The organism is Leifsonia sp. PS1209 (genome assembly GCF_012317045.1).
In the GTDB taxonomy this organism is placed as follows: Bacteria; Actinomycetota; Actinomycetes; order Actinomycetales; family Microbacteriaceae; genus Leifsonia.
On the sequence record NZ_CP051154.1, the window covers coordinates 579,122 to 603,069 of the forward strand.

General features: G+C 66.6%; 23 protein-coding genes and 1 tRNA gene. 22 read left to right on the forward strand and 2 right to left on the reverse strand.

Features of this window, described 5'->3' with window-relative positions:
* Positions 1 to 65 precede the first annotated feature (65 nt).
* From HF024_RS02920 to HF024_RS19745, 6 genes are all read left to right on the forward strand, one after another.
* Positions 66 to 1,538 carry an MDR family MFS transporter gene (locus HF024_RS02920; protein ID WP_247597275.1) on the forward strand — a complete coding sequence of 491 codons (1,473 nt, stop codon included), beginning with the start codon at positions 66 to 68 and terminating at the stop codon, positions 1,536 to 1,538.
* 99 nt (positions 1,539 to 1,637) lie between these two features.
* The gene (locus tag HF024_RS02925) at positions 1,638 to 2,339 is read left to right on the forward strand and encodes a VTT domain-containing protein (protein ID WP_168688576.1); all 702 of its coding nucleotides are present in this window, start codon (positions 1,638 to 1,640) and stop codon (positions 2,337 to 2,339) included.
* A 2-nt stretch (positions 2,340 to 2,341) separates the two neighbouring features.
* Complete coding sequence (locus tag HF024_RS02930) at positions 2,342 to 3,568, forward strand: sensor histidine kinase (protein WP_168688577.1); 1,227 nt, start codon at positions 2,342 to 2,344, stop codon at positions 3,566 to 3,568.
* Positions 3,565 to 4,239, forward strand: coding sequence for a response regulator transcription factor (locus HF024_RS02935; protein ID WP_085368732.1), 675 nt, complete (start codon positions 3,565 to 3,567; stop codon positions 4,237 to 4,239). Before HF024_RS02930 ends, HF024_RS02935 begins: the two co-directional genes overlap by 4 nt.
* Positions 4,240 to 4,374: 135 nt before the next feature.
* On the forward strand, positions 4,375 to 5,775 hold the full coding sequence (locus HF024_RS02940; RefSeq protein ID WP_168688578.1) for an acyltransferase family protein: 1,401 nt from the start codon (positions 4,375 to 4,377) through the stop codon (positions 5,773 to 5,775).
* A 79-nt stretch (positions 5,776 to 5,854) separates the two neighbouring features.
* Positions 5,855 to 6,304, forward strand: coding sequence for a helix-turn-helix transcriptional regulator (locus HF024_RS19745; protein WP_168688579.1), 450 nt, complete (start codon positions 5,855 to 5,857; stop codon positions 6,302 to 6,304).
* 96 nt (positions 6,305 to 6,400) lie between these two features.
* Here the strand turns inward: HF024_RS19745 and HF024_RS02950 are convergent, their stop codons facing one another.
* Positions 6,401 to 7,006: an ATP-dependent Clp protease proteolytic subunit gene (locus tag HF024_RS02950; protein WP_168688580.1), complete on the reverse strand. Its 606-nt coding sequence runs from the start codon at positions 7,004 to 7,006 to the stop codon at positions 6,401 to 6,403.
* A gap of 171 nt (positions 7,007 to 7,177) precedes the next feature.
* Between HF024_RS02950 and HF024_RS02955 the strand changes: the two genes are divergently transcribed.
* From HF024_RS02955 to HF024_RS02990, 8 genes are all read left to right on the forward strand, one after another.
* A tRNA-Tyr gene (locus HF024_RS02955) sits at positions 7,178 to 7,259 on the forward strand.
* A gap of 1,143 nt (positions 7,260 to 8,402) precedes the next feature.
* Positions 8,403 to 9,266: a hypothetical protein gene (locus tag HF024_RS02960; RefSeq protein ID WP_168688581.1), complete on the forward strand. Its 864-nt coding sequence runs from the start codon at positions 8,403 to 8,405 to the stop codon at positions 9,264 to 9,266.
* Positions 9,263 to 10,216, forward strand: a complete 954-nt coding sequence (locus tag HF024_RS02965) for an ABC transporter ATP-binding protein (protein ID WP_210724010.1) — start codon at positions 9,263 to 9,265, stop codon at positions 10,214 to 10,216. The genes HF024_RS02960 and HF024_RS02965 overlap by 4 nt, the downstream gene beginning before the upstream one ends.
* 35 nt (positions 10,217 to 10,251) lie before the next feature.
* Positions 10,252 to 10,968 (forward strand): ABC transporter permease, encoded by a 717-nt coding sequence (locus tag HF024_RS02970; RefSeq protein ID WP_281727833.1) that lies wholly within the window; start codon positions 10,252 to 10,254, stop codon positions 10,966 to 10,968.
* 17 nt (positions 10,969 to 10,985) lie between these two features.
* Complete coding sequence (locus tag HF024_RS02975; RefSeq protein WP_168688583.1) at positions 10,986 to 11,753, forward strand: ABC transporter permease; 768 nt, start codon at positions 10,986 to 10,988, stop codon at positions 11,751 to 11,753.
* Between the two features lie 22 nt (positions 11,754 to 11,775).
* The gene (locus HF024_RS02980; protein WP_168688584.1) at positions 11,776 to 13,020 is read left to right on the forward strand and encodes a pitrilysin family protein; all 1,245 of its coding nucleotides are present in this window, start codon (positions 11,776 to 11,778) and stop codon (positions 13,018 to 13,020) included.
* 210 nt (positions 13,021 to 13,230) lie between these two features.
* Positions 13,231 to 14,052, forward strand: coding sequence for a ribosome small subunit-dependent GTPase A (gene rsgA / locus HF024_RS02985; RefSeq protein ID WP_247597402.1), 822 nt, complete (start codon positions 13,231 to 13,233; stop codon positions 14,050 to 14,052).
* Positions 14,053 to 14,205: 153 nt separating this feature from the next.
* Positions 14,206 to 14,580, forward strand: coding sequence for an Lsr2 family protein (locus tag HF024_RS02990; RefSeq protein ID WP_168688586.1), 375 nt, complete (start codon positions 14,206 to 14,208; stop codon positions 14,578 to 14,580).
* A 50-nt stretch (positions 14,581 to 14,630) separates the two neighbouring features.
* Here HF024_RS02990 and HF024_RS02995 read toward each other — a convergent pair whose 3' ends face one another.
* Complete coding sequence (locus HF024_RS02995) at positions 14,631 to 15,335, reverse strand: FadR/GntR family transcriptional regulator (protein WP_168688587.1); 705 nt, start codon at positions 15,333 to 15,335, stop codon at positions 14,631 to 14,633.
* A gap of 121 nt (positions 15,336 to 15,456) precedes the next feature.
* Between HF024_RS02995 and HF024_RS03000 the strand changes: the two genes are divergently transcribed.
* The 8 genes from HF024_RS03000 (at position 15,457) to HF024_RS03035 (ending at position 23,885) form a co-directional block, all read left to right on the forward strand.
* Positions 15,457 to 16,728, forward strand: coding sequence for a sugar ABC transporter substrate-binding protein (locus tag HF024_RS03000; protein WP_168688588.1), 1,272 nt, complete (start codon positions 15,457 to 15,459; stop codon positions 16,726 to 16,728).
* A gap of 110 nt (positions 16,729 to 16,838) precedes the next feature.
* Positions 16,839 to 17,717, forward strand: coding sequence for a sugar ABC transporter permease (locus tag HF024_RS03005; RefSeq protein ID WP_085368714.1), 879 nt, complete (start codon positions 16,839 to 16,841; stop codon positions 17,715 to 17,717).
* Positions 17,714 to 18,547, forward strand: coding sequence for a carbohydrate ABC transporter permease (locus HF024_RS03010; protein WP_210724011.1), 834 nt, complete (start codon positions 17,714 to 17,716; stop codon positions 18,545 to 18,547). The genes HF024_RS03005 and HF024_RS03010 overlap by 4 nt, the downstream gene beginning before the upstream one ends.
* Before the next feature lie 7 nt (positions 18,548 to 18,554).
* Positions 18,555 to 19,742 (forward strand): mandelate racemase/muconate lactonizing enzyme family protein, encoded by a 1,188-nt coding sequence (locus HF024_RS03015; RefSeq protein WP_085368712.1) that lies wholly within the window; start codon positions 18,555 to 18,557, stop codon positions 19,740 to 19,742.
* 46 nt (positions 19,743 to 19,788) lie between these two features.
* Positions 19,789 to 20,613, forward strand: a complete 825-nt coding sequence (locus HF024_RS03020; protein WP_247597277.1) for a fumarylacetoacetate hydrolase family protein — start codon at positions 19,789 to 19,791, stop codon at positions 20,611 to 20,613.
* The gene (locus tag HF024_RS03025) at positions 20,610 to 21,986 is read left to right on the forward strand and encodes an aldehyde dehydrogenase (NADP(+)) (RefSeq protein ID WP_168688590.1); all 1,377 of its coding nucleotides are present in this window, start codon (positions 20,610 to 20,612) and stop codon (positions 21,984 to 21,986) included. The genes HF024_RS03020 and HF024_RS03025 overlap by 4 nt, the downstream gene beginning before the upstream one ends.
* Before the next feature lie 45 nt (positions 21,987 to 22,031).
* Complete coding sequence (locus HF024_RS03030; protein WP_168688591.1) at positions 22,032 to 22,844, forward strand: inositol monophosphatase family protein; 813 nt, start codon at positions 22,032 to 22,034, stop codon at positions 22,842 to 22,844.
* A gap of 141 nt (positions 22,845 to 22,985) precedes the next feature.
* The gene (locus HF024_RS03035; protein WP_168688592.1) at positions 22,986 to 23,885 is read left to right on the forward strand and encodes a M23 family metallopeptidase; all 900 of its coding nucleotides are present in this window, start codon (positions 22,986 to 22,988) and stop codon (positions 23,883 to 23,885) included.
* Positions 23,886 to 23,948: the final 63 nt, after the last annotated feature.

The window sequence follows — 23,948 nt, forward strand, 5'->3', positions numbered from 1 at the left end:
TGCGTATCTTATCGCGTCGACCTATGATCCCAATAAGATACAGTCGCGTACCTTAAGGAGACATGGTGACCGAGAAGTCCAAGCTCGACCCGGGGGTCGTTCGCATCGCCGTCGTCGTGATCGTCGGCGCGCTCGCCGTGATCTTCGACACGACCATCGTGAGCGTCGCCCTGCACACGCTCGCCACCGACCTGCACACCTCGGTCGACACCATCCAGTGGGTCAGCACCGGGTATCTGCTGGCGCTCGGCGTGACCATCCCGATCGTCGGCTGGGCGCAGCAACGGATCGGCGGCAAGCGGCTCTGGATCATCGCCCTCGCGATCTTCCTGCTCGGCTCCGTGCTCTGCAGCCTGGCGTGGGATGCGCCCAGCCTCATCGCCTTCCGCGTCGTGCAGGGCATCGGCGGCGGCATCATGCTCCCGCTCATGTCCACTCTTGTGATGCAGGCGGCGCACGGCCAGAACCTCGGCCGCATCATGTCTGCGGTGAGCCTCCCCGCCGTGCTCGGCCCCATCCTCGGCCCGGTGCTCGGCGGCCTTATCCTCAGCTACTTCGACTGGCGCTGGCTGTTCTGGGTCAACGTCCCGTTCTGCGTCGTCGGCATCGTGCTCGCCATCCGGATGCTGCCCCGCGACACCCTCGGCCCCCGGCCGAGACTGGACTGGGTGGGGCTGGTGCTGCTGTCGCCGGCGGTGGTCGGCCTGCTCTACGGTCTGTCCAATGTGAGCAAGGACGGCGGCTTCGGCCGCGGCGACGTGCTCGTGCCCCTCATCGCCGGAGCCTTGCTGCTCGCGGCCTTCGTGCTCTGGGCGCTGCGGCGCGGGGAGGGAGGGCTCGTCGACGTGCGGCTGTTCCGGCACCGCCCCGTGGCCTCCGCCTCCACGCTGCTCTTCCTGTCCGGCGCTTCGCTCTACGGCGCGATGCTGCTCCTTCCCCTCTACTTCCAGGAGGTCAGGGGAGCGGATGCGCTCGGAGCTGGTCTGCTCCTGGTGCCTCAGGGCATCGGCACCCTGCTCAGCCGCACGACGGCCGGACGACTCACCGACCGCCTCGGCGCACGCTGGGTGTCGATGGCGGGCTTCGCGATCGTCGGTATCGCGACCGTGCCGTTCGCCTTCACCACCCCCACCACGAACGAGTGGATGCTCATGGCCGCTCTCTTCGTGCGCGGTTTCGGGCTCGGAGCTGTCACCATCCCGTTGATGGCGGTCGCATTCATCGGACTGGAACGCAGCGAGGTGCCGCACGCAAGCATCCTGACCAGGATCACCTCGCAGCTCGGCGGTTCGTTCGGTGTCGCGCTTCTGGCCGTGATCCTGCAGGGCGCAGCGGTGGGCGCCACGTCGCTGGACGGAATCGCGGACGCGTTCGACCAGGCGTTCTGGTGGGCGGTCGGGTTCACCGTGCTGGCGATCGGGCTGTCCGCTCTGCTGCCGGGACGCCCGGCCGCGCAGCCCGCCGCAGCAGCGCCAGAGCAGACGGCGCCGCTCGCTCCGGCGCAGGCCGTGGCATCCGGAGATATCCCCCTCCGGTAGGGGTGCCGGGGGTACCCCCGGGTGACGCGCTGCGGCATCCCGTCTCCCTAACGTCGGATACGGGCGGAAATCTCCGCCCGTATCCGAGGGGAGCACGGGATGGACGCACTGAACGAACTGATCGCGCAGGCGGTGTCGTCGCCGTGGATCTACCTGCTGGTCGCCGCCGTCGTCTTCGTCGACGCGTTCTTCCCTCCGGTGCCCAGCGAGTCGGTGGTGATCGCGGCAGCGGCGGCGAGCATCACGCTCGGCCAGCCGAACATCGCCATCATCGTCGCCTGCGCCGCCATCGGTGCGATCGTCGGCGACAATGTCACGTTCGCGATCGGTCGCGGTGTCGGGCTCACCCGGTTCCGCTGGATGCGGAGGCCCAGGATGCAGGCGGCCCTCGGCTGGGCCCGCGACGGCCTCGACCGCCGTGCCGCCGTGCTGCTGTTGACCGCGCGCTACATCCCGGTCGGACGGGTCGCCGTGAACCTCGTCGCGGGAGCATCCGGGTTCTCGCGCCGCCGGTTCTTCGGGCTGTCGGTCCTCGCCGGTCTGTCCTGGGCGGCGTACAGCGTTACGGTGGGACTGCTCGCCGGGCACTGGCTGCACGGCAACCCGCTGCTCGGGATGCTCGCGGGCATCGCGATGGGACTCCTGACCGGTGTGCTGCTCGACGCGGGGATGCGGTTCGCAGCCCGGCGGCGCGCGAAGCATGCTGCGGCGGCCGCGCCTGCCGCGGTGCTGGATGAGGTCGACGCCGCGGAGACGCGGCCGGATGGAGTGCTGGTGTGCGCGGACGGACCAAGGAGATGACGATGACGGCCGAACACCCACCGCTGCGCACCAGGCTCGACGGGATGCTCGTCCTCCTCTGGGGGATCGGCTCGACCGCCGCCGTGGCGATCCTGGCGCTGACCTCGTCGCTGGGTTCGACGCTGTACGGCATCCCGGTGGTCATCGCTCTCGGCCTCGGTGTCGCTCAGGCGGCGTCGATCGTGCTGGCGATCGTCTCGCCGCGCCTTGCCGTCGTGATCTCGGTGGTGACCCTGGTGGCGGCCGGATTCGCCTCCGTGCCGGACGGCGCGAGCCCGTGGCCCGTCGCGGTGCCGACGATCGTCGCCAGCGCGCTGGTGCTGGTGATCGCGACGCTGCGCTCCGACTGGCGCGTCGGCCTGGTCGGCTGGGCGGGCGGCGCCCTCGGCAGCATCCTGGTCGCCCTGGTCGCAGCCCGGCCGCCTGCGACCTCCGGCGCGATCACAGCCGACCTCATCGTCTTCTGGTCGATCACCGCCGCCGCGATGCTGGGCGCGACGCTGGTCGTGAACTGGCAGGATGTGCGCCGCCAGCTGCTCAGGGAGCAGCAGATCTCCGCCTCCGAGCTGACGCGCCGCGAGATCGCGGAGGAACGCACCCGCATCGCCAGGGAACTGCACGACGTGGTCGCCCACGGCATGTCGGCCATCCAGGTGCAGGCGTCGAGTGCCAGGTACCGCATCCCGTCGCTGAGCGAGGAGGCCGCGGAGGAATTCGACGACCTCGCGGCCACCGCGCGTGCGGCGATGGGCGAGATGCGCACGCTGCTCGGTGTGCTCCGCAGCGAGGACACGGTGGTGGAGACGGCGCCGCAGCCGGGGGTCGGCGAGATCGCCGGGCTGGTGGCGCGCGCATCCCGAGCCGGTGGGGCCGTGCGCCTGGACGACCGGGTGGCCGCACAGGACGTCGCCGCCCTCGACCCCGCCGTGTCGCTGACGGTGTACCGCATCGTGCAGGAGGCCCTCAGCAACGTGGCCAGGCACGCGACGGGCGCATCCACGGTCGTGACGCTCGACCGCAGTGGGGACGCCCTCGACGTGTCTGTGCGCAATGAGCGCGCGCCGGGGCGACCGGCCTCCGCACCGGCTCCGGACACCGGAGGACACGGCATCCGGGGGATGCGCGAGCGCGCCGCGCTGCTGGGTGGCAGTCTGGAGGCGGAGCGCACGGACGACGGCGGTTTTGTCGTCCACGCGCGCATCCCCGTCGTGTCGAGAGGAACAGTATGACCATCACCGTGCTCATCGCCGACGATCAGGCGATGGTGCGGGCAGGGTTCGCCGCCATCCTCGACGCCCAGGACGACATCACGGTGGTCGGTCAGGCGGCGGACGGCGAGGAGGCGGTCACGCTCGCCCGGCGGCTGAAGCCCGACCTCGTACTCATGGACGTCAGGATGCCGGGGATGAACGGCATCGACGCCACCCGCGAGCTCATCCACCCGACGGGCAGGGGCGAGCCGCACCAGCCGCTCGTGCTCGTCCTGACCACGTTCGACGCCGACGACTACGTACACGAGGCCCTCTCGGCCGGCGCCAGCGGCTTCCTCCTGAAAGACGCGACCCCCGGCGACCTGGTGCAGGCGGTCCGCATCGTGGCGGCAGGGGATGCGCTGCTCGCCCCGCGCGTGACCAAACGGCTCCTGGAACGCTTCGCCGCCCAGCGCCCGGCCGGAAGCAGGCACGCGCTGCAACTCGCCGACCTCACCGAGCGGGAGCGCGAGATCCTGGTGCTGATCGGACGAGGCAAGTCCAACGGCGAGATCGCGGCGGACCTGTTCATCGCGGAGCAGACGGTGAAGACGCACGTGAGCCGCATCTTCAGCAAGCTCGGGCTGCGGGACCGCGTGCACGCGGTGATCCTGGCGTTCGACGCCGGGCTGGTGGAACCGGCGCCGTAACGGCGGGGGACCCTGCCGCTGGACCCCTACCGCGGTAGGGGGACGGGTTGGCTCCCCGGGCGGACGACCGCCGGCCGAGCCCGCTGAGAACCTTCCGGAGACGGCCCACAGGGGGCCGGACGGAAGGGGAAACCTATGTCGGTCTCGTTCGCGCCGGAGGCGGTGCGGGATGCCGCGAGCGGCACAGCGCGGAGTCGGGCGGGTGCGGCCGCGGGTGGCCGTGCGGGTGCTCGTGCGGGTGCGCGGGATGCTGCGGTCGACCTCGCCAGGGCCGCCTGCCTCGTGGTCGTGGTCCTGCTGCACGCCCTGATGGTCGGCGTGAGCGTGCAGGACGGCGCACCCGTGCTCGAGAACGCCCTCGACGGCTGGGCAGGCCTCCCCGCGCTCACCTGGCTGGCGCAGGTCATGCCCCTCTTCTTCGTGCTCGGCGGGTTCTCCAGCTTCCTGCACTGGTCCGGGATGCGCGCCGGCGGCACCACGCCCGCCGCCTACATCGCCGGCCGGATGCGCCGCCTCCTTCTTCCCGCGGCCGCCGCCATCGCCGCCTCGGCCGTGGTCCTGGCGGTGCTGACGCTGTGCGGTGTTCCGCCGGAGCTGATCGCCGTCGCCGGGTTCCGGCTGAGCCAGCCGCTCTGGTTCCTCGGCGTGTACGTGCTGTGCACGGCGGCCGTGCCGGCGCTGGTCGCCGCACACAGACGGTTCCCCGTTGCGACGGTGGCCGTGCTGGCGGCGCTGGCGGTCGGTGTCGACGTGGTCCGCGCATCCACTGGCGTCACGGTTGTCGGCTTCGCGAACCTCCTCTTCGTCTGGCTGCTGGTGCAGCAGCTGGGATTCTGGCTCGCGGACGGCACCGTCTCCGGCCTGCAGCGCCGCACGCTCGTCGCGCTCGCCGCAGGGGCGACGGCCACGCTGTTTGTGCTCGCGGCGACCGGGGTGTACTCCTTCGACCTGCTCGCCAACCTCAACCCGCCCACGTTCGCCCTGGTGCTCCTCGGTGTCTCCCAGCTGGCACTGTTCTCCCTGGCAACGCCCACCCTGCGCAGGCTCGCGGGCAACCGGATCCTCTCCGCCGTCGTGCAAGCCGTCAACGTCCGCGCGATGACGATCTACTCCTGGCACATGCTCGCGCTGATCGCGCTCGCCGGGCTGCTCCTGCTGTCCGGGGTCTCGCTGCCGCAGCCGCTGACGCCGGACTGGTGGGCGACCCGCGGGATGTGGCTGGCGGCGGCGGGCGTCGCGGTGGCCGCGCTGGTCGCGGTGGCTGGGCGCGCGGAGGCGGGGCGTGGTGGTGGGCGGCGTGGAACGGCGGGGCGCGCGACGGCTGGGGGTGGCGCGGAACGTGCGGCGCTGCGGCCGGGGGTCGCCGCGCATCCCGGGCTGGTGGCGCTTTCTGTGGCGTGCGGAGCAGGCGGGGTGCTCGTCGTCCTGCTGGCCGGGGCGATGGTGGCCGGGTGGGTCACCGGATGCGCGCTCGTGGTCGGCGCGCTCGCGCTTGCGCGTGCGGCGGCGGCGCCCGGGTCGCGGATTCTGCCCTGAGCAGAATCGTGCGGAGGTGCGGGCGCGTCGGGGGGTGCGCGCCTAGGCTGGCGGACACGTCGACGGACGAGGAGGGGACATGCTGCTCAGACATGCGATCGGGGCCGTGCTCCGGCGGCTGAGGCTGGAACGCGGTGAGACACTGCGTCAGCTGTCCGAGACGGCGAGCGTCTCCATCCCGTATCTGTCGGAGATCGAGCGCGGTCGCAAGGAGGCCTCCTCGGAGATCCTCGCCACGCTGTGTCGCGTCTTCGACATCAGCGAGGGCGAGCTGCTCACCAGGGTCGCCGCCGAGTTCGCCACCGCCGACCGCGTCGGTCTTCGCCCCGTCGAGACCCGCACGGCAGCGCCGGTCCGCGAGCTCGCTCCCGCGGGAAGCGGCAGCAGCAGCGGCAGCGCGGGCGCCTTCGGGCCCGGCATCTCCGTCGACCTCCGCCTCGCCGACCTGCTCGACGCGCAGCCCGCCGACCTCCGCATCGCCGAGCCCCCGCAGGACGGGCCCGCCAGCGCGGTGCTGCTGGCCGCCTGACGCACCCCGCATACGCCGCGCATCCCGCGCATCCCGCGCATCCACCGGTCGGTGCTGCGCCGCCGTCTCGTCCTCCACCTCGACGTGCAGCACGGCTCAGCCTCTCGGCAGCGCGCGGGTCGACCCGACGACGTGGTCGACGAACCCGTAGGCCAGCGCCTCGTCGGCCGTGAACCAGCGGTCCCTGTCGCCGTCTTCGAGGATCTGCTCGATCGGCTTGCCCGTCTGGACGCTCGTGAGTTCGGCCATGCGCTTCTTGAAGTACAGGATCTGCTTCGCCTGGGTCTGGATGTCCGCCGACGTCCCCCCGAAACCACCGTGCGGCTGGTGCATCACCACGCTCGCGTTCGGCAGCGCATACCGTTTGCCCTCCGCGCCGGAGGACAGCAGGAACTGCCCGGCTGACGCGGCGAAGCCCAGCGCGACCGTCGCGACATCGGCCTGCACGAAGTTCATGGTGTCGTAGATCGCGAACGCCGCGGTGATCGAGCCGCCCGGCGAGTTGATGTAGAGGTAGATGTCCCGCTCCGGCTCGATCGAGTTGAGGATCAGGAGCTGGGCGCAGATCTCGTTGGCCGAGTCGTCGGTGACCTCGCTGCCGAGGAAGACGATCCGCTCTTCGAGAAGACGTTTGAAGATCAGTTGGTCCGGTGTGTTGTCCGTCATGGTGCTCATGCGCCCATCCTGCGAAGGGATGGCCATCGAGCGCGAGCGTTTCTGCCCGGCGCGAATCTGCCGACGGCAGAGGTGGGCACCGACCCTGCCACGCCCGGGAACCGGCTGGGCGTGCGCTGATTTCGTCTGCGGGCGTTGGAACAGTATTCTTGTCGAGCGCCTTCGATCACGAGAACACTGGTGGTCGGGAGCGCCAACGGCGAGTTACCCAAGCGGCCAAAGGGATCTGACTGTAAATCAGCCGGCGTAGCCTTCGGGGGTTCGAATCCCTCACTCGCCACCGAAAGAGAATGGCCCGGAAACACTGAGGACGCTCGGTATCCGGGCCCTTCTCGTCTCAGCCGGTTGACTAGGCGAACCCCGCCGGGGCGCCTGCCTCCGGTCGAAGGGACGCGCTTGCGGGAAGCGCCTGCCTGCACATGCATGGGCGGTGCATCGGGAGCGTTGGCCGAGTGGACTTTGTGGACGGTGTGGACGGTCGCTGGTCAGGCAGATGCATAGTCCTGGCGGAAGCCCTATCAGAGGACAGGCTGATGGTCGCTGACCTCACCGAGGGCGAGCGAAGCTCGTGGGCGACGGCAAGGACGTAGCTGCTGTAGACGCTCCAACGCAAGCATGCGTCTTCGCTCGACCGCGTTGTGTGCCGTCGTGGCTGCCGCACCCTTCCAGTGGCGGTCAAGAATTCGAGTCGCGGGTCGGCAACCTCGACGGATCGACCGAATTGCTCACGGTCGCCCGTCTCTTGGCCAAATCTTTACGCGAATATTGGAGCAATCAAAACCCAGATATAGCGACCATCTGCATTAATCAGGTAATCTCCTAAGTCGTCTATAAAGACGATGAATAGTCGAGAAAGGAGATACAAATGACCGAATTTGACCTTGACTCCATCAGCAAGGAAATGAATGACGGGCAGGGCTTCGTCGCAACGCTCTTCGCTTCGTGGGCACACGCCATGAAGATGTAGCTCGACCCCGGGCCGGCTCGATGGCTCGAGTCGGCCTGGCCTCTGAACTTGAAAGGCGCCATGCACCTCACAGCCACGCGCGCTGCGAAAGCCATCCTTGACGAAATAGCGACTGTTCCGAGCGGTACGACCCACCCCGTCTTCAACGACTTGATGTTTCATAGCCAGCTTGAGCCGATGGAATACCTATCTGCGTCGGAGCGGAGTCACGCCCCGCTGACAGACTTGCGATTGCGTAAGGATGAGAGCTCGAAGGCAATGCTCCTTCTTAACTTGGAAGCGATGCGTGAAGCGGGCTCGAAGGTAGCTGACGTCCTCTGTTCACTGCCTGGCGCCGAGCAGAGGGACCATCTCGCCGGCGAACTTGTGTCTTGGGCAGGAGGCGTTCGCGGGTCCGCCTGGGCCGCGGGGGCGGCACTGTCCTTCACTGCGGAGGTACCGGATTACTGCGTAGCTATGGCCAAGTACGTCGATGTGTTTGGCAGTTGGGAGGATGCTGTCGATGTGGCGAAGGACGTTCGCGAGAACACTTCGCGCTTCGCCGCCGATGGTCGCAGGTTTTCGCTTCTCGGGCTGACGGCGACCGTTCTCGGGCTAAACAATGCCGATGGCTACGACGGCCTCTTCGAGGAAGCCGTCACCGGCCATCCCCTGCCGAGCGAGGCTTTCTTCTGGGGACTGCGCTGGGCATCCATTGAAGCCAAGCGTCGAGGCCGGTTGGACACAGCGAGTCAGATTGCGCATCGGGCGTTGGCGCGCATGGAGACTCAAATTCCAGATTCCTACGATCGCAACGTAATGCAGGGGATGGCTTACAACTTTCAAGCGCTCCTCGCGCTGAGGAACAGCGACGTTGAGAGCGCGCATCAGCTGGTCGATCGCGCGATCGATAAATTCGGTGATGACCCCTCTCACGCATCGCTCCTTCCTCGCGACGAAGCGGCCAGGTATGCGTGGATGGCGAAGCTCAATCGAGCACAGTTGCCCCTTCTAAGCGGAGACTATGACGGCGCACGAGCTCAGCTCGATGCGCTCCTTATCTACGCTCGCGAATACGATCCGTCTGCGGTCCACACGACGCTATCTGCGCTGGCTTTGACCTACCTCAAGTCGGGGAATGCGGCCGAAGCGAGACCCCTCCTGCTGGAATCGCTAGATCTACTAGCCGTCGAATATGATCCGAACGTGGTGCGCCAGGTGAGGAAAATGCTCTTTGCCACTTATTCGATGCTGGGTGCGGAAGCATCGGCAAAACGGGTTGCTGCAGATTCCTCTTTTTTCTGGCGAAGCACGAGAGCCGTCGAAAGGTACGAACCGTGATCGAGATCGAGCATCTTTCGCGCACATATCGAGGAAGCAAAGGGGCCCCGGATGTGGCCGCTCTGCGGGACGTGAGCCTGTCGATTGCGGGCGGGGAGCTGTTTGGAGTGCTGGGCCCGAACGGTGCGGGGAAGACAACCCTCGTCCGCATCCTCTCCACCCTTCTGACTCCTACAGCTGGAAAGGTGCTGATCGATGGCAGGGACGTCGTCTCGAACGCAGCCGTTGTCCGCCAGTCGATAGGCGTCGCCTTCGGCGGTGAACGCGGGCTATACGACCGACTGACAGCGGCGGACAACCTCCGATTCGCGTGCGAACTGTACAAAGTCGATCGTCGTGGGCAGGCGAGGCGTGTTGCCGAGCTCCTTGATCTCGTTGGGCTCGCTGACAAGGAGAAGTCGCGCGTCGAGACCTTTTCCCGAGGAATGAAGCAGAGATTGCACATCGCCCGAGCGCTTGTCCATCGGCCTTCGGTCCTCTTCTTAGACGAACCCTCCACAGGCCTCGATCCAATTGCCGCTCGATCGCTCCGGGATCTCGTGGCGACGCTTCGTAGGGATGGTACGACGGTCGTCCTCACGACCCATCAGATGTTCGAAGCAGACGAGTTGTGCGACAGGGTCGCTATCGTCTCGGGTGGACGCGTTGTGAGGATAGGTTCCCCAGATGAGATCAAGCGCTCCGTGCAGGTTGGAAACATCGTTGAGATCGAGGTGGCTGGTGACCTCTCCGGTGTCATAGATCACATACGAGGAATTGACGGGGTTGCATTCGTTGGAGTCGACGAGCAGGGGCAATTCAGTCGGATAGTTATCCGACTGGAGAAGCACAGCACGCTGCGGGTAGCGGACTTTCTTCCGATGCTGGAAGGTGATCGGGTTGGAACGCTGGTAGACCGGGGCCCCACTCTCGAAGATGCCTACATCTCGATTGTTGAGTCGGCCCAGTGAGACTTGCCGGTCAGGCCTGGGCGCTGCAACTCAAGATGCTCTCAAGATCGCCATTCTTCGTCAGCATGGCCATTCTGACCCCCATTGCATATGGAACATTAGCGTTCTTTATGGCAGGCCCGCGCCCCGACGATGGGCTGAGGGTGGTTCTTGGTGCGGGGCTACTCGGCGCCTGGTCAACGACGCTCTACGGCGCAGCCGAGGCGCTATTCATGCAGCGGTTCAGCGGAACACTTGAGTTCCTCATCGGCGCCCCGCGAAGTCTCGTCGCTCCTGTAGTTGGATTCTCTGCCGCCACGGTGACGCTCGGACTCTATTCGTTGATCGCCAGTGGTGCATGGTGCGCTCTCTTCTTTCATGTGAACGTCCGAGTCGACGAGCCGATCCTCTTGGTGGTGACGCTCCTAGCGTCCTTTGTGGGTCTGACCGCGATCGGTATGCTGCTGGCCGCCCTGTATGTCGTGCTCCGGCAGGCAATTGAGGTCACCAACGTACTTGAATTTCCCATTTGGATAGCCTGTGGAGTTCTCGCGCCGGCGACAACGCTCTGGAGTCCCGTGCAATGGGTCGGCAAGCTGCTGCCTCTGGGTTGGAGCACCCAGGCACTCGATCGTGTATTCGCATCCCAGGACCCGATACCCGACCTGTGCGTGGCCCTAACGCTCGCGCTCCTCTATTCAATCGTTGCGGTGTGGCTACTTCGTATTGTCGACCTACGCGCTCGTGTGAAAGGCACTCTACGACTTCGATGACGCACACAATTAGGCTCGTGTATCTTTCAGGTCTCTTCGGATTCCGTGCGCTGTTCGCATGGAACTCACCGGGGTTGTTCGTTGCGACACTGGTCGTTACGCCCGTCATGCAGGTTCTCTTCTTCGTAACTCTCGGTGCCGCCTTCGACTATCAAAACGCGTCGTTCTTTGTAATCGGAAACGCGGTTCAAGTCGCTGCCGCCGCCGGAATCTCCGGCATGGTCAGCGTCATCGCGGACGAACGTCAAATCGGAACTCTGTCATCGATCATCGGATCCCCAAGCAGTTCGACAACAGTTTTTATCGGTCGTACGCTGCCGGGTGTCGTCCTGGGCTTCCTCGTTTCAGCTCTCACGGCCGTTTTGGGCTTTTCGTTGACAGGGAGTCCCATTCCACCTGATCACCTGTTGCTGTTCGCACTCGTCCTCGCCGTCGCAGCGTTCAGCTGTACTGCGCTTGGGCTCTTTCTGAGCGCCTTGGGCCTGCTCTATCGGGACATTTACCAGATCGCAGGCGCGGCTTATCTGCTCTTGCTCATTGTCTCCGGCGCGAACTTTCTCAGGCAAGACCTTCCCGGCTGGGTTCAGCTGCTCGGTGGCGTCCTCCCCCAAGCGCACGCCATCGACGCAGCTCGAAGCCTTGCCGTTGGCGTGGGAGCGGGTTCCGCATGGGCGTCAACTCTCTTGGAATTCGTTGTCGGTGTTGGTTGGCTCCTCCTCGCGCTCGTAGGGATGAAAGTACTCGAGTCGCTCGCAAGGAAGCGCGCTACCCTTGACCTTTACTAGAACCGAAGCGGACAGATTCACGGTGCGCCGCACTCGCTTTAACAACGGGGCAACACTCCTCACGCGCGACATGCCGATGTCGTCTAGCGTCTCCATTGAAGTGATTCTGCGTGCGGGATCCGCTGCCGAAACTCACGGCGAGTATGGTGCCGCGCATCTTCTCGAACACATCATGATGCGTGGCACCGGATCCGCTGCCGCCTCCCGCGCGGATGCTTTTGACCGGATGGCTTCCCACCCCACCGCGCACACGTTCAAAGAACACATCCGCCTGGCCGCCACGGTCCCATTTGAAGCGAGTGATTTCGGCGTGGGCTCGCTGCTCGAGATGATGTCAACGCCCGCAACACAGGGCACGGTCTTCGACGCTGAGCGTGCGGCGGTCGATTTGGAGCTCGCGCAGATGAGCGGAAACGACATCGCGCGTGCAGTGCTGGCGACCGAGGCATCGATTTTCGCCTCGACTGCGTTCGCTCGGCCGGCGGGCGGCACCCGAGAGGACATCAAATCCCTCGACCTCAGCAATCTCAACGCCTATCGGTCCAGGGCGCTCGTGGCGAGCAACATGATCATCGCCGCGTCCGGACGCGTCAATCATTCGGCCATCGCTGACGCGGTTGAAATGCGCCTTCAAGGGCTGGCTCCGCGCGCTGCGTTGCCTGCTCAGCGAGAGAAGTCCAAAACGTTCGCAAGCAAATCGATCGAGATGACTTCCGGGTCTGATGTATCAACGGTCGTTGTTGGGTTTCATGCCCCGCCTGCGCGGTCATCGGAGACCGATGTTGTCAGAGTCCTCGACTGCTTGCTCAGTGGCGGCCACGGGTCTCACTTGCATAGAACCCTCAGACTTCAGCGGGCGATCGCGTACTCCACCGACTCCACCTATTCTCGTCATTCGAACGCCGGCTCTCTCATTCTCTACGCGCGTATCGCACACTCCAACCGGGAAGAAGTCGCCGAAAATCTTCTTCAATCCATGCATGACATCGCGAACGGAAGATTCAGCGACAGCGATCTGGACCGTGCCAAGCACTACCTCTACTCAGGCACGATTGTCTCGAGGGACGACAACTCTCGGGTGGCGCGTTCGATCGGGCTGTCTGAACTGCTGGGGACACACTGCGCCCATTCGCGAGTGACCCTCGAAAAGGTTGCTGGGGTCTCTGCCGACGACCTCGCGGTTGTCGCCGCGAAGATCCTTGATTCGGGACACTGTACGGTCGTCATCGGCGCTCCAAGGGCCCGTAGCGAGAACGAAAGACGATAGAGAATGCCTCTTGGCCTCAACGCCACCCAGTTGGCGCACTGCGAAGAATTCCGCCCTTCCGCCGAGCACGTCCTAGCGCGCGTCTCGCGCGTTGACGCCACCCAATTGGTCCTCTCCTACCTCGACGGATCGACTGTCGTTGTCGACAGCGACTGGCGGAGCTTTCCTCCAGTGACGGGTGACTGGATGTGGTGCCCACCGGCAGAGAGTATGGCGGCACGAGCACATGTGCCTCGGCTATCCGAGATCACGCGCGCGGGCCGTAAAGGAGTGCGCACCTTGGTCGCCAACATCGACTATGTATGGTTATGCGTCACGATCGACGAAGCGGTCCGCAGTCGGCTTGTGGAGCGCCTTGCCGCCATTGGCTGGGATTCAGGTGCGACACCGGTATTCGTCATAACGAAGACAGACCTTCTGTCTGCTGAGTCGGCCACGTTGGCGCGCCGGTCCGTTCGGGACGTTTCTGCCGGTATCGACGTGTTCTGCACCACTACCGTCACGATGGGAAGCGGCGGTATAGGCGAACTCGCGACATTATTTGCCGAACCCTCAACATCAGCGCTCATCGGACACTCGGGTGTAGGAAAATCAGCGCTGATAAACGCAATCACGGGTGAAGACCAGCAGCGTCTCGGCCGCGTGCGCGAGCGAGATGCCAAAGGTCGCCACACGACGACTTCCCGCCAACTTTTCGAGATTCCTGGCACGCAATCAACACTGATTGATACGCCTGGGCTGAGAGAGTTCGGTCTCGCAGTAGCCGATGGTGTCATTGACGACGTTTTCAACGAAATCGACACACTCTCGAACGCATGTAGGTTCAACGACTGTAACCATGCCGACGAACCGGGTTGCGCTATTTCCGCTGCGGTTGAGACGGGAACTATCGATCGGCGCAGACTAGAAAGTTACCAACAATTGCAGCGCGAGTCGGCGTTCAATAACGCAAAGGCGTTGCCCGCCCGACGAGATAAAGATAAGGAATATACGAGAATGGCGCGCGAATACAGGAGGACTCGCGGGCGATAGGGCGAAATAGCCACGAGTCAATAGGCACGAGTTGCGTCAATGCTGGCAATTGCGCTTCGGCCACTGGAAGTCAATGTGGCCGGATGGTATTAATTGCATTGCGGATTACGCGATCCGACCAGTTGTGCTTCGACTTCCCGATGTGTTCGAAGCATGAGTTTGCCTATTTTTGCCCGGAAGCAGGCTATGTCACGCCAAACTGTCGATCTTTTATTTGATGATCTGACCAAACAACCCATCGCCGACGGCGAAGGGAAAACCATCAGATTCATGTACGCGGGAATTACCTACGAAATCGATCTCACGAATGAGAACGAACGAGTATTCGCGGCGGCAATGGCCCCCTACATAGCAGTCGCCCGGCGGGCTGACTTGCAGACTCAGCTCCAAGACTTGCGTGAAGAGCTCAAGTCGCCGCGCGCGCGAGCGCTAGTTCGCGCATGGGCGGCAGCGAATGGACTGAGCGTCGCTCCTCGCGGACGCATTCCAAGCGAAGTCTTAGAGGCATACGCGTCGCGCGCAAAATGATCTGAGGCGCTCCACCCGGCGGGACCAGAAGATTTGGGACCACAAACCGATCAGGCCGGGGTCTCGAACGGCGGCTCTCCGCTGCGGAGGTCTTCGTCCGACTCGCGGATCGCGTGACGCATCGCGGCCTCGGCGCCGACGGTGTCGCCCGCCTCGACAGCGTCGAGCACGCGACGGTGGTCTGGCACGGGGTCGAGCCATCCTGCTCCCGGATGGTGCTGGATGCGGTTGCGGGCATCCAGAGCGTGGACGACCACCGTGTCGAGCCGCATCAGGAGTTCGTTGTGGGTGGAGCGCAGCAGGCGGAGGTGGAAGTCCAGGTCGGCGGCTGCCAGACGTTCCACATCGTGGCCGGCCGCCTCGAACTCGGCGAACGAGGTGCGGAGCGCGGCGATGTCGTCGTCGTCCCTGTACTCGGCGGCCAGGCGCGCTGCTGCCGGTTCGATGACGTCGCGCAGCTGTGACAGCTCGGAGAGCAGCCGGTCGTCGTCACGGCGGGCGGCCCGCCTCCACATGATGACGTCGCCGTCGAGCAGCTTCCAGGAGTCGCGATTGTTGACGATCGTGCCGCGCCGCGGCCAGGAGTCGATGAGCCCCTTCTCCCTGATCACCCGCAATGCCTCCCGGATGGCCGTCTTGCTCACGCCGAGTTCGGGCTCCAGCGCATCGAGATCGATGCGCGTCCCGGGTGGGTAGTCGCCACGGACGATTCTCAACCCGAGCTTCTCGACGAGTTGGGCGTGCAGATCAGCCATGAGTGCGACCCTATCCGCCCCTGACTGCGTTCTGAGGCTTATTTGCGTTTAGACCTATTGTTAGTATTATTACTAATTGCACACCAACCCGCCAATCGCACCGTTTACGAAGGAGTAGACCATGCACGCACGTTCACGACGCAGCGCACGGATGATCGCCCTGGTCGCCGGCATCAGCGCGAGCGCCCTCGCTCTCGCGGGATGCTCGTCCTCGTCGGGAGAGCCGTCCGGCTCCTCCGGGAAGCCGAGCCCGGCGACGATCACCTTCGCGGCATCGACACTCGGCGACCCCGGACGCGGTCCAGGGCTGCAGAAACTGCTCGACGAGTACAACTCCAGCCAAGATATCGTCACCATCAAGCCGGCCTCCGTTCCGTATCCCACCTTCGGGCAGACGGTGCTCACCCAGATGGGCGGCGGCGAAGGCCCCGACCTGGTGCGCTTCGACATGCCCGAGTTCGAGGCGGCAGCGGGATCGCAGCTGCTCGAACCCCTGGACGACCAGATCGACGCGAAGAAGCTGGACCTCATCGCGGCGCCGGACAAGTACCTGACGGTGGACGATCACCGCTATGGCGTCGTGTTCGAGGACGCGAACTACGCGATGTTCTACAACGCCGACCTCATCCCCGAGGCACCGAAGACGTTCGACGAGTTCGTGCAGACGGCCAAGAAGCTGACGGCCGGCGACACGTACGGGCTCGCCTTCCGGCAGACCCAGGCCGAGGAGGCCGGTGTCTGGCAGGACATCTTCAACTACGTGCTCGGGTTCGGCGGCAACTGGTCGGACGGCAAGAAGCTCACGATCGACTCGCCGAAGGTGGTCGAAGGTCTCGAGGCGTACCAGAAGCTCTACGACGACAACGTGATCCCGAAGGGCGCTGACGCCGCGACGTTCCGCAAGATGTTCGCCAACGGCAAGGTGGGCATGGAGCTCAACAACGGCGGGTACGTCACCGCGACGACGGCGGCGAACCCCGACCTCAACTTCTCCGTTGCGCCCATCCCGTTCCCGGTGAAGAAGCAGGGCGCCCTCATCGCCCCGATCGTGGTCAACGCGAACAGCAAGCACAAGGACGCCGCCCTGGACTTCATCCACTGGCTTCTGAAGCCGGCCCAGCAGGTCAAGCTGCAGGAGGTCCTCGGCGCGAGCAGCGTCGCCACGCCCACCGAACGAAGTGCGGCGAGCCTCGAGAAGTACCCGTTCCTGCCGGTGCTCGACAGCCTGACCGACACCGGTGTTCCGCAGATCGTCGTCGGGTTCGGCGCTCAGACTCCGGACCTGCGACACATCATCGTCACGCAGGTGCTCACCGCGCTCAAGGGTGAGAAGGACATGAAGACCGCGATGCGCGACGCCCAGAAGCAGGCGGAGGAGCTGGTCGGCAAGTGAGTGGCACGACCTCTGGGACCGCGCGTGAGCGCGCGGTCCCCGGGGCCGCGCCGCACCCCACGGCACCGCCCCCATCCTCCGCGTCGCCGAGCCGCCGCCGTCGCAGGCGAGTGGTCGGCAGCCCGTGGACCCCCTACATCTTCCTGGCGCCCGCCGCCGCGTACATCCTGCTCTTCCAGCTGGTCCCGCTCGGCCAGGAGGTCTGGCTGAGCTTCACCAGGACGACGCTGCTCAATCCCACCGCGAGCGTGTGGGTGGGGCTCGCGAACTACCTGTCGGTCTTCGCCGACCCCGACTTCCGTCAGACGCTGCTGACCACCGCGATCTACGTGATCGCGTGCGTCGTCGGCGCCGTGGGGCTCGGCCTGCTCGTGGCGCTGCTCCTCAACGGACGGTTCCCCGGCCGCGCCGTCGCCCGCTCGCTCGTGACCGTCCCGTGGGCGGCGCCCGGCATCGCCGTCGCGCTCATCGCCACGTGGATGCTCAACCCCCAGTACGGCATCCTCACCAAGCTGCTGCGCGCCATCGGGATCGATCCTGGACCGAGCGGCGTGCTCGACAACTCGCACATGGCGCTCACGGCGATCCTGATCACGACGATCTGGCAGCTCGTCCCGTTCGTCGCCGTTGTGCTGCTGTCCGCGATGCAATCCGTGCCGCAGGAACTCGTGGAGGCCGCATCCGTCGACGGAGCAGGGCGCTGGACCGTGTTCCGCGTCGTCACCTGGCAGGTGCTCAAGCCGACCATCGGCCTGCTCGTGGTTCTGATGACGATCTGGTCGCTGCGCCGGTTCGAGCTCATCTGGCTGATGACCAGGGGAGGCCCGCTCGGGTCCACCCGCACCCTGGTGATCGACCTCTACTCACAGGCGTTCGAGTCCAAGCAGCTCGGCACCGCCGCCGCCATCGGCATGGTCGGCATCGTGATCGCGCTCATCGTCATCGTCGGCGGCCGGCTGGTCGTGCGCGCGGCAGGAAAGGAGTCATGATGCGCACCACGCGATTCGGCGTCACCGCCAGGATGCTCGCCGTGCTGATCGTGCTCGGTCTGGCGATCTTCCCCATCTACTGGATGTTCGTCACCGCGCTGACGCCGGACAGCGAGCTGTTCGGTTCCGGCACGAACCTGCTGCCCGACCTGTCGAGGCTCGGGGTGTTCGCCGACGTCCTCGAGAACGGCGAGGTGCTCGGCTGGCTCCTCAACAGCCTGATCGTCGCCGCAGGCACGACCGTGCTCGCGATCGGCCTCGGCATCCCGCTCGGATACGCGCTCTCGCGGTTCGGCTTCCGGGGGAAGGTCCTGATCGGGCTGCTGCTGCTCTTCACCCAGATGCTGCCGGAGGCGCTGCTGGTGGTGCCGCTGTTCTCCATCTTCCGGCGGTTCGAGCTGCTGAACTCCCTGCACGGCCTGATCCTCGCCGACACCGCCTTCGCGCTTCCGGTGGTCGCGCTCATCCTGAAGGGCGCCATCGACGGGGTTCCGCGGGAACTCGACGAGGCGGTGCGGGTGGATGGCGGCCGACCGCCGACCATCCTGTTCCGCATCATCCTGCCGCTGATCGCACCCGCGATCGCCGCCGCCGCCGTCATCGCGTTCTTCAGCGCGTGGAACGAGTACGTCTTCGCCGTGACCTTCGTCTTCGACAAGGGTCTTCAGCCCGCGTCCGTCGGCGTCGCGGGGTTCATCGGCGAGCAGGACACCTCGATCCAGAGCATCATGGCGGTCGCGCTCCTGTTCACGCTGCCCGCCGTGGCCTTCTATCTGTTCGCACAACGCTACGTCGTCAGCGGTATGACCGCCGGCGCCGTGAAGGGATGACCGCCCGATGAGAATCACCGCGATCGACACCGTCCTCGTCGATTTCTACCGCACCAATCTGGTGCTCGTGCTGCTGCACACCGACGAAGGGATCACCGGCGTCTCCGAGGCGACCCTGGAGGGCCAGGAGCTCGCCGTCGTCGGCGCTGTGCGGCAGCTCGCCGACCGCCTGATCGGGAGGGATCCGACGCGGATCCAGCAGATCGTGTACGAGCTCAACCGCGACTCGTACTGGCGCGGCGGCCCGGTCTCGATGACCGCGCTCAGCGCGATCGAGCTCGCACTCTGGGACGTCTCCGCCCGCGCTCTCGGCGTGCCGGTGCACCGGATGCTCGGCGGCCAGACCAGAGACAGGGTGCGCGCCTACGCCAACGGCTGGTTCTCCAGCGCACGTACCCCGGACGAGTTCGCTGCTGCGGCGGTGGCCACGGTCGCCCAGGGCTTCCGGGGGCTGAAGTGGGACCCGTTCGAGGCGGTGGACCTCACGGTCGGGCGGCTGGACCTGGAGCGGATGCTCGAGCCGGTCGCCGCCGTGCGCGCTGCCGTCGGCGACGACGTCGAGCTGTTCATCGAGGGCCACGGGCGGTTCGACGTGCCGACGGCCATCCGGGTCGCCAGGGAGCTGGAGCAGTTCCAGCCGGTGTTCTTCGAGGAGCCGAGCCCGCCGGACAGCATCGACGCCCTGGTCGAGATCCGGTCGAAGTCGCCTGTGCCGATCGCGGCGGGCGAGCGCTGGTTCGGCCGGAACGCCTTCCTGCCCGTGCTGCAGAGGGGTGCGGTGGACTTCATCCAGCCCGACGTCACCCACGCGGGCGGTCTGCTCGAGCTCAGTTTCATCTCCACGCTCGCCGCCGCGCACTACGTGCCATTCGCCCCGCACAACCCGTCCGGGCCGCTCAGCACCGCCGCGACGCTCCAGCTCGGGGCGGCCATGCCCAACTTCCGCTACCTGGAGATCATGGCGGTCGACGTCCCGTGGCGCAGCGACATCTCGAACGAGGCCGTGCAGCTCACCCCGGAGGGCGACATCCTGATCCCCGACCGGCCGGGATTCGGCATCGACCTGAATCTGGATGCCATCGCCGAGCATCCGTACTCGCCGCATCCCATGAGGATCTTCGACGACGCCGTCGCCGACATCCGGCCGGCGGATGCACGCAGCTATTTCAACCTCGACCGCGTACCGGCGGTCTGACGAAGGGAACACCATGCAGCTGTTTCGAACGGCGGACGGTCGTGTCATGACGGAACGGGACGGGGTGGTCGCGACGGTCGCCGTCTCGTCGTTCGCCGACCTGCTCAGCCGCCCGGTGGAGGAGATCCGCCGGTTGGTCGATGACGCAACGGACCACGACGGCTCGCGAGCGGACCTCGAACCGTGCGCGCCGATCGACGGGCGCACCGAGGTCTGGGCGAGCGGGGTGACCTACCACCGGTCGCGCACCGCGCGCATGGAGGAGTCCTCCGACCCGGACATCTACGACAGGGTGTACGAGGCGGAACGCCCAGAGCTGTTCTTCAAGTCGGCGGCCTGGCGTGTCGTCGTCGACGGGGAGCCGGTGGCGATCCGCGGGGACTCGACGTGGGACGTTCCTGAGCCGGAGCTGGCGGTCATCGCCAACCGATTCGGCGAGATCGTCGGATACGGCGTCTGCAACGACATGAGCTCGCGCTCGCTGGAGGGCGAGAACCCGCTCTACCTGCCGCAGGCCAAGGTGTTCGCCGGCGCGTGCGCCGTGGCGGCGACGATCCGTCCGGCGTGGGAGGTCGACGCGACGGATCTCGCCGTCCGGCTGTCGATCGAACGGGATGGCGCCACCGCGTTCGCGGAGGAGACATCGACGGCGAACCTCGCCCGCACGCCGGAGGAGCTGGTGGAGTGGCTCTTCCGTGCGGAGAACTTCCCGGACGGCGTCTGGCTGTCCACGGGGACCGGGATCGTGCCGCCCGACGACTTCACCCTGCGCGAGGGCGACGTGGTGACCGTGACGGTCGACGGCGTCGGGACGACGACGAATCCTGTCGCCACCGGACGGGCGGCGTGGACCTACTTGGAGAGACGATGACAGCGACGGACGAACTCGACCGCACCTGCGAGGCGGCTGCCGCGGCGGCGGCGCCGTACGCGGCGACGTCCCCCGGCGTGCGAGCCGCTCTGCTGAGCGACATCGCCGACCGGCTGGACGCCGACAGCGCCGCCCTGGTCGCGCTGGCCGAGGAGGAGACCCACCTGAGCGCCGCCCGGCTCACCGGCGAGGTGGCGAGGACCACGGGGCAGCTGCGCTCCTTCGCGCGGCTGCTCGGCGCTCCCGCGCCGGTCGTGGTGGACCATCCGGACGGCTTCCCCGAGCTGCGGCGCTATCTGGTGGCGCTCGGGCCGGTCGCCGTGTTCGCCGCGAGCAACTTCCCGTTCGCGTTCAGTGTCGCCGGTGGGGACACGGCTTCCGCGCTCGCCGCCGGGTGCCCCGTGGTCGTGAAGGCGCATCCGGGGCACCCTGCACTGTCGATGGCGACGGCGGCGCACATCGCGGCTGCTGTCGATGCTGCTGGATTACCGTCGGGCGTGTTCGGCCTGGTGGACGGGTGGGAGACGGGACCCGCGCTCGTGCAGCATCCGGTGATCGCCGCCGTCGGATTCACGGGGTCGACGGAGGGCGGACGGGCGCTCTTCGAGCTGGCAGCGGCCCGACCCGCTCCCATCCCGTTCTACGGCGAGCTCGGCTCGGTCAATCCCGTCTACGTGACCGCCGAAGCAGCGCGGGCACGACTGGCAGACATCGCGCAGGGATTCGTCGGTTCGTTCACTCTCGGTGCCGGCCAGTTCTGCACGAAGCCCGGTCTGGTGTTCGTGCCGGACGCCGACGCGTTCGCCGCCGCGGCTGCTGCCGCCCTCGGCGACGTCGCTCCGGCGGCGATGCTGAACGAGCGCATCCGCGACGGGTACGAATCGCTCGCTCCGCGCTACGACGACCACCAGGGCGTGCGGGTGGTGCGGAGGGGCGGCGCGGACGGAGACGCCATCGAGCCGAGCCTGTATGCGACAACCGCCGATGTGTTCCTCGCCGGCATCGACGAGCTCGGCGCCGAGCGTTTCGGCCCGAGCGCGCTGATCGTCGGCTACCGAGACCCTGGCGAGCTCACCACCATCGCGCGCGCGGTCGGAGGCACGCTCACGTCGACCTTCCAGGCCGAGTCGGCCGGCGACGACGGGCTGGACGGCCTTGTCGCCGAGGCCATCCGCCACAGCGGCAGGCTGGTCTGGAACGGGTGGCCGACCGGCGTCGCCGTCTCCCCGGCGATGACGCACGGAGGGCCGTATCCGGCCAGTACGGCGGCGGCGAGCACGTCAGTCGGCACAGCGGCGATCGACCGGTTCCTCCGGCCGGTGACGCTGCAGGGGTTCCCCGACGACGCGGATCCGGTGCGACCGGCCATCTGATCGTGGCGTGCCCATCCGGCACCCCACGTCTGTCAGGCTGTCCTCATGCCTTCCAACGCCGAACTCCGGGATATCGCACTCACTGTCGCGCGTCGCGCTGCCGACCTCGCCCACCTGCGGCGGTCGGAGGGGGTGGAGATCGCCGCATCCAAGTCGTCGCTGACCGACATCGTGACGCGTGCCGACCGTGAGGTGGAGCACCTGGTGCGGGAGGCGATCGCCGCGTCTCGGCCGCGGGACGGGTTCCTCGGGGAGGAATCGGGCGGCGGTGAAGGGACGAGCGGGCTGACCTGGGTGGTCGACCCCATCGACGGGACCGTCAACTACTTCTATGGCATCCCCGCCTATGCCGTGAGCATCGCCGTGGTCGAGGGCGACGCGGACCCGCAGACCTGGACCACCCTCGCGGGCGCCGTGGTCAACCCGGTCAGCGGCGAGGCGTTCACGGCGTCGGCGGGCGGGGGAGCGCGGCTGAACGGCAGGGAGCTGCACGTCAACGGGGATGTTCCGCTCGAACTGGCGCTGGTCGGCACGGGGTTCGGCTACGACGCCACGATCAGGGAGCGCCAGGCGGCGTTCGTCGCGCAACTGATCGGCAAGGTGCGGGATGTTCGGCGCATCGGCACCGCATCCCTCGACCTCTGCAATGTGGCGTCCGGGCGACTGGATGCGTACTTCGAGCGCGGCCTGAACCCGTGGGATCACGCGGCGGGGGCGCTCATCGCGCGGGAGGCGGGGGCGGTCGTCGGCGGCCTCGGGGACCTGCAGGCCGGAGCGGAGCTGCTGGTGGCCGCACCGCCCGCGCTGTACCAGAAGCTCAATCCACTGGTTCAGGATTACTACTCGGCCTGGCGCTGAAATACCCATGTGTTCGCATCATTTTTGCTGAATGGCTTGGGAAGTCGGTTACACATTCGTTACATTGGGAGGGTTGTCTTGCCGCCGCGCAAGAGTAATCCCCTGTGAACGTCTGAGAAAGATCGAAAGCCGACTATACCGTTGACTCCCGACCGCCTGAACTCCCCGGTGCCCCAGCGCCCGGTCGACGTGTCGGCGACTCCGGATGCGGTTCCGCTCACCCGGCGCGCGTTGCGCGAGCGCGAGCGGATGCTGGAAGCCGGACGCCGTGGGGCGGCGGGGCCGACGCGCGCGACGCCCGCTGCGCGCACCTCACCCACCTCCCGCTCCCGCAGGGGCCTCAGCGCCGTCGCCCTGACCTTCGCCGTCGCGATCGGCGTCGCCACGTCCGTCCCTGCCATGGCGCTGCTCACCGAGGAGGATGTGCGCGCCCAGGCCATCCAGGCGCAGCAGGTCGCCCCCGCCGCCCCGTCGGACGGGGTCCAGGGGTTCGCGGCTCCCGCCCAGCAGGGCGTCGCATCCATCGTCCGCGACGGCATGCAGGTGAGTTCGCGCGAGAAGGTGGCCGGGCTGCGTTCCATGCGCATCGCCGACACGTTCACCAACAACCCGGCGGGGGCCGTGCAGTGGCCGTTCCCGCTCGGGGTGCCGATCTCCGACTGGTTCGGGCCGCGCGCGGCACCGACCGAGGGCGCATCCACGAACCACATGGGCATCGACTTCACGCCGGGGTCCGGGGTGCCCATCCAGATCATGGCCGACGGCGTCGTGCGCGAGGTGGTCACCGGCGACAACGGCGGATGCGGCGTGAACGTGACCATCGACCACATGATCGGCGGTCAGCTGGTGAGCAGCAAGTACTGCCACATGCAGTCCGGGTCGGTGCGCGTGAGCGTCGGTCAGCAGGTTAAGGTGGCGGAGACTGTCGGCCTCGTCGGCAACACCGGGGTCTCCACCGGCGCGCACCTGCACTTCGAGATCCTGCTCGACGGCACCCGTCAGGTCGACCCGTACGCCTGGCTCACCGCCAACGCCTCCTAGCGTCCTCCACAGGCAGGCGCGGCTAACGGCGAGATGCCAGCAACTGTCGCGAAACGCCCGGGA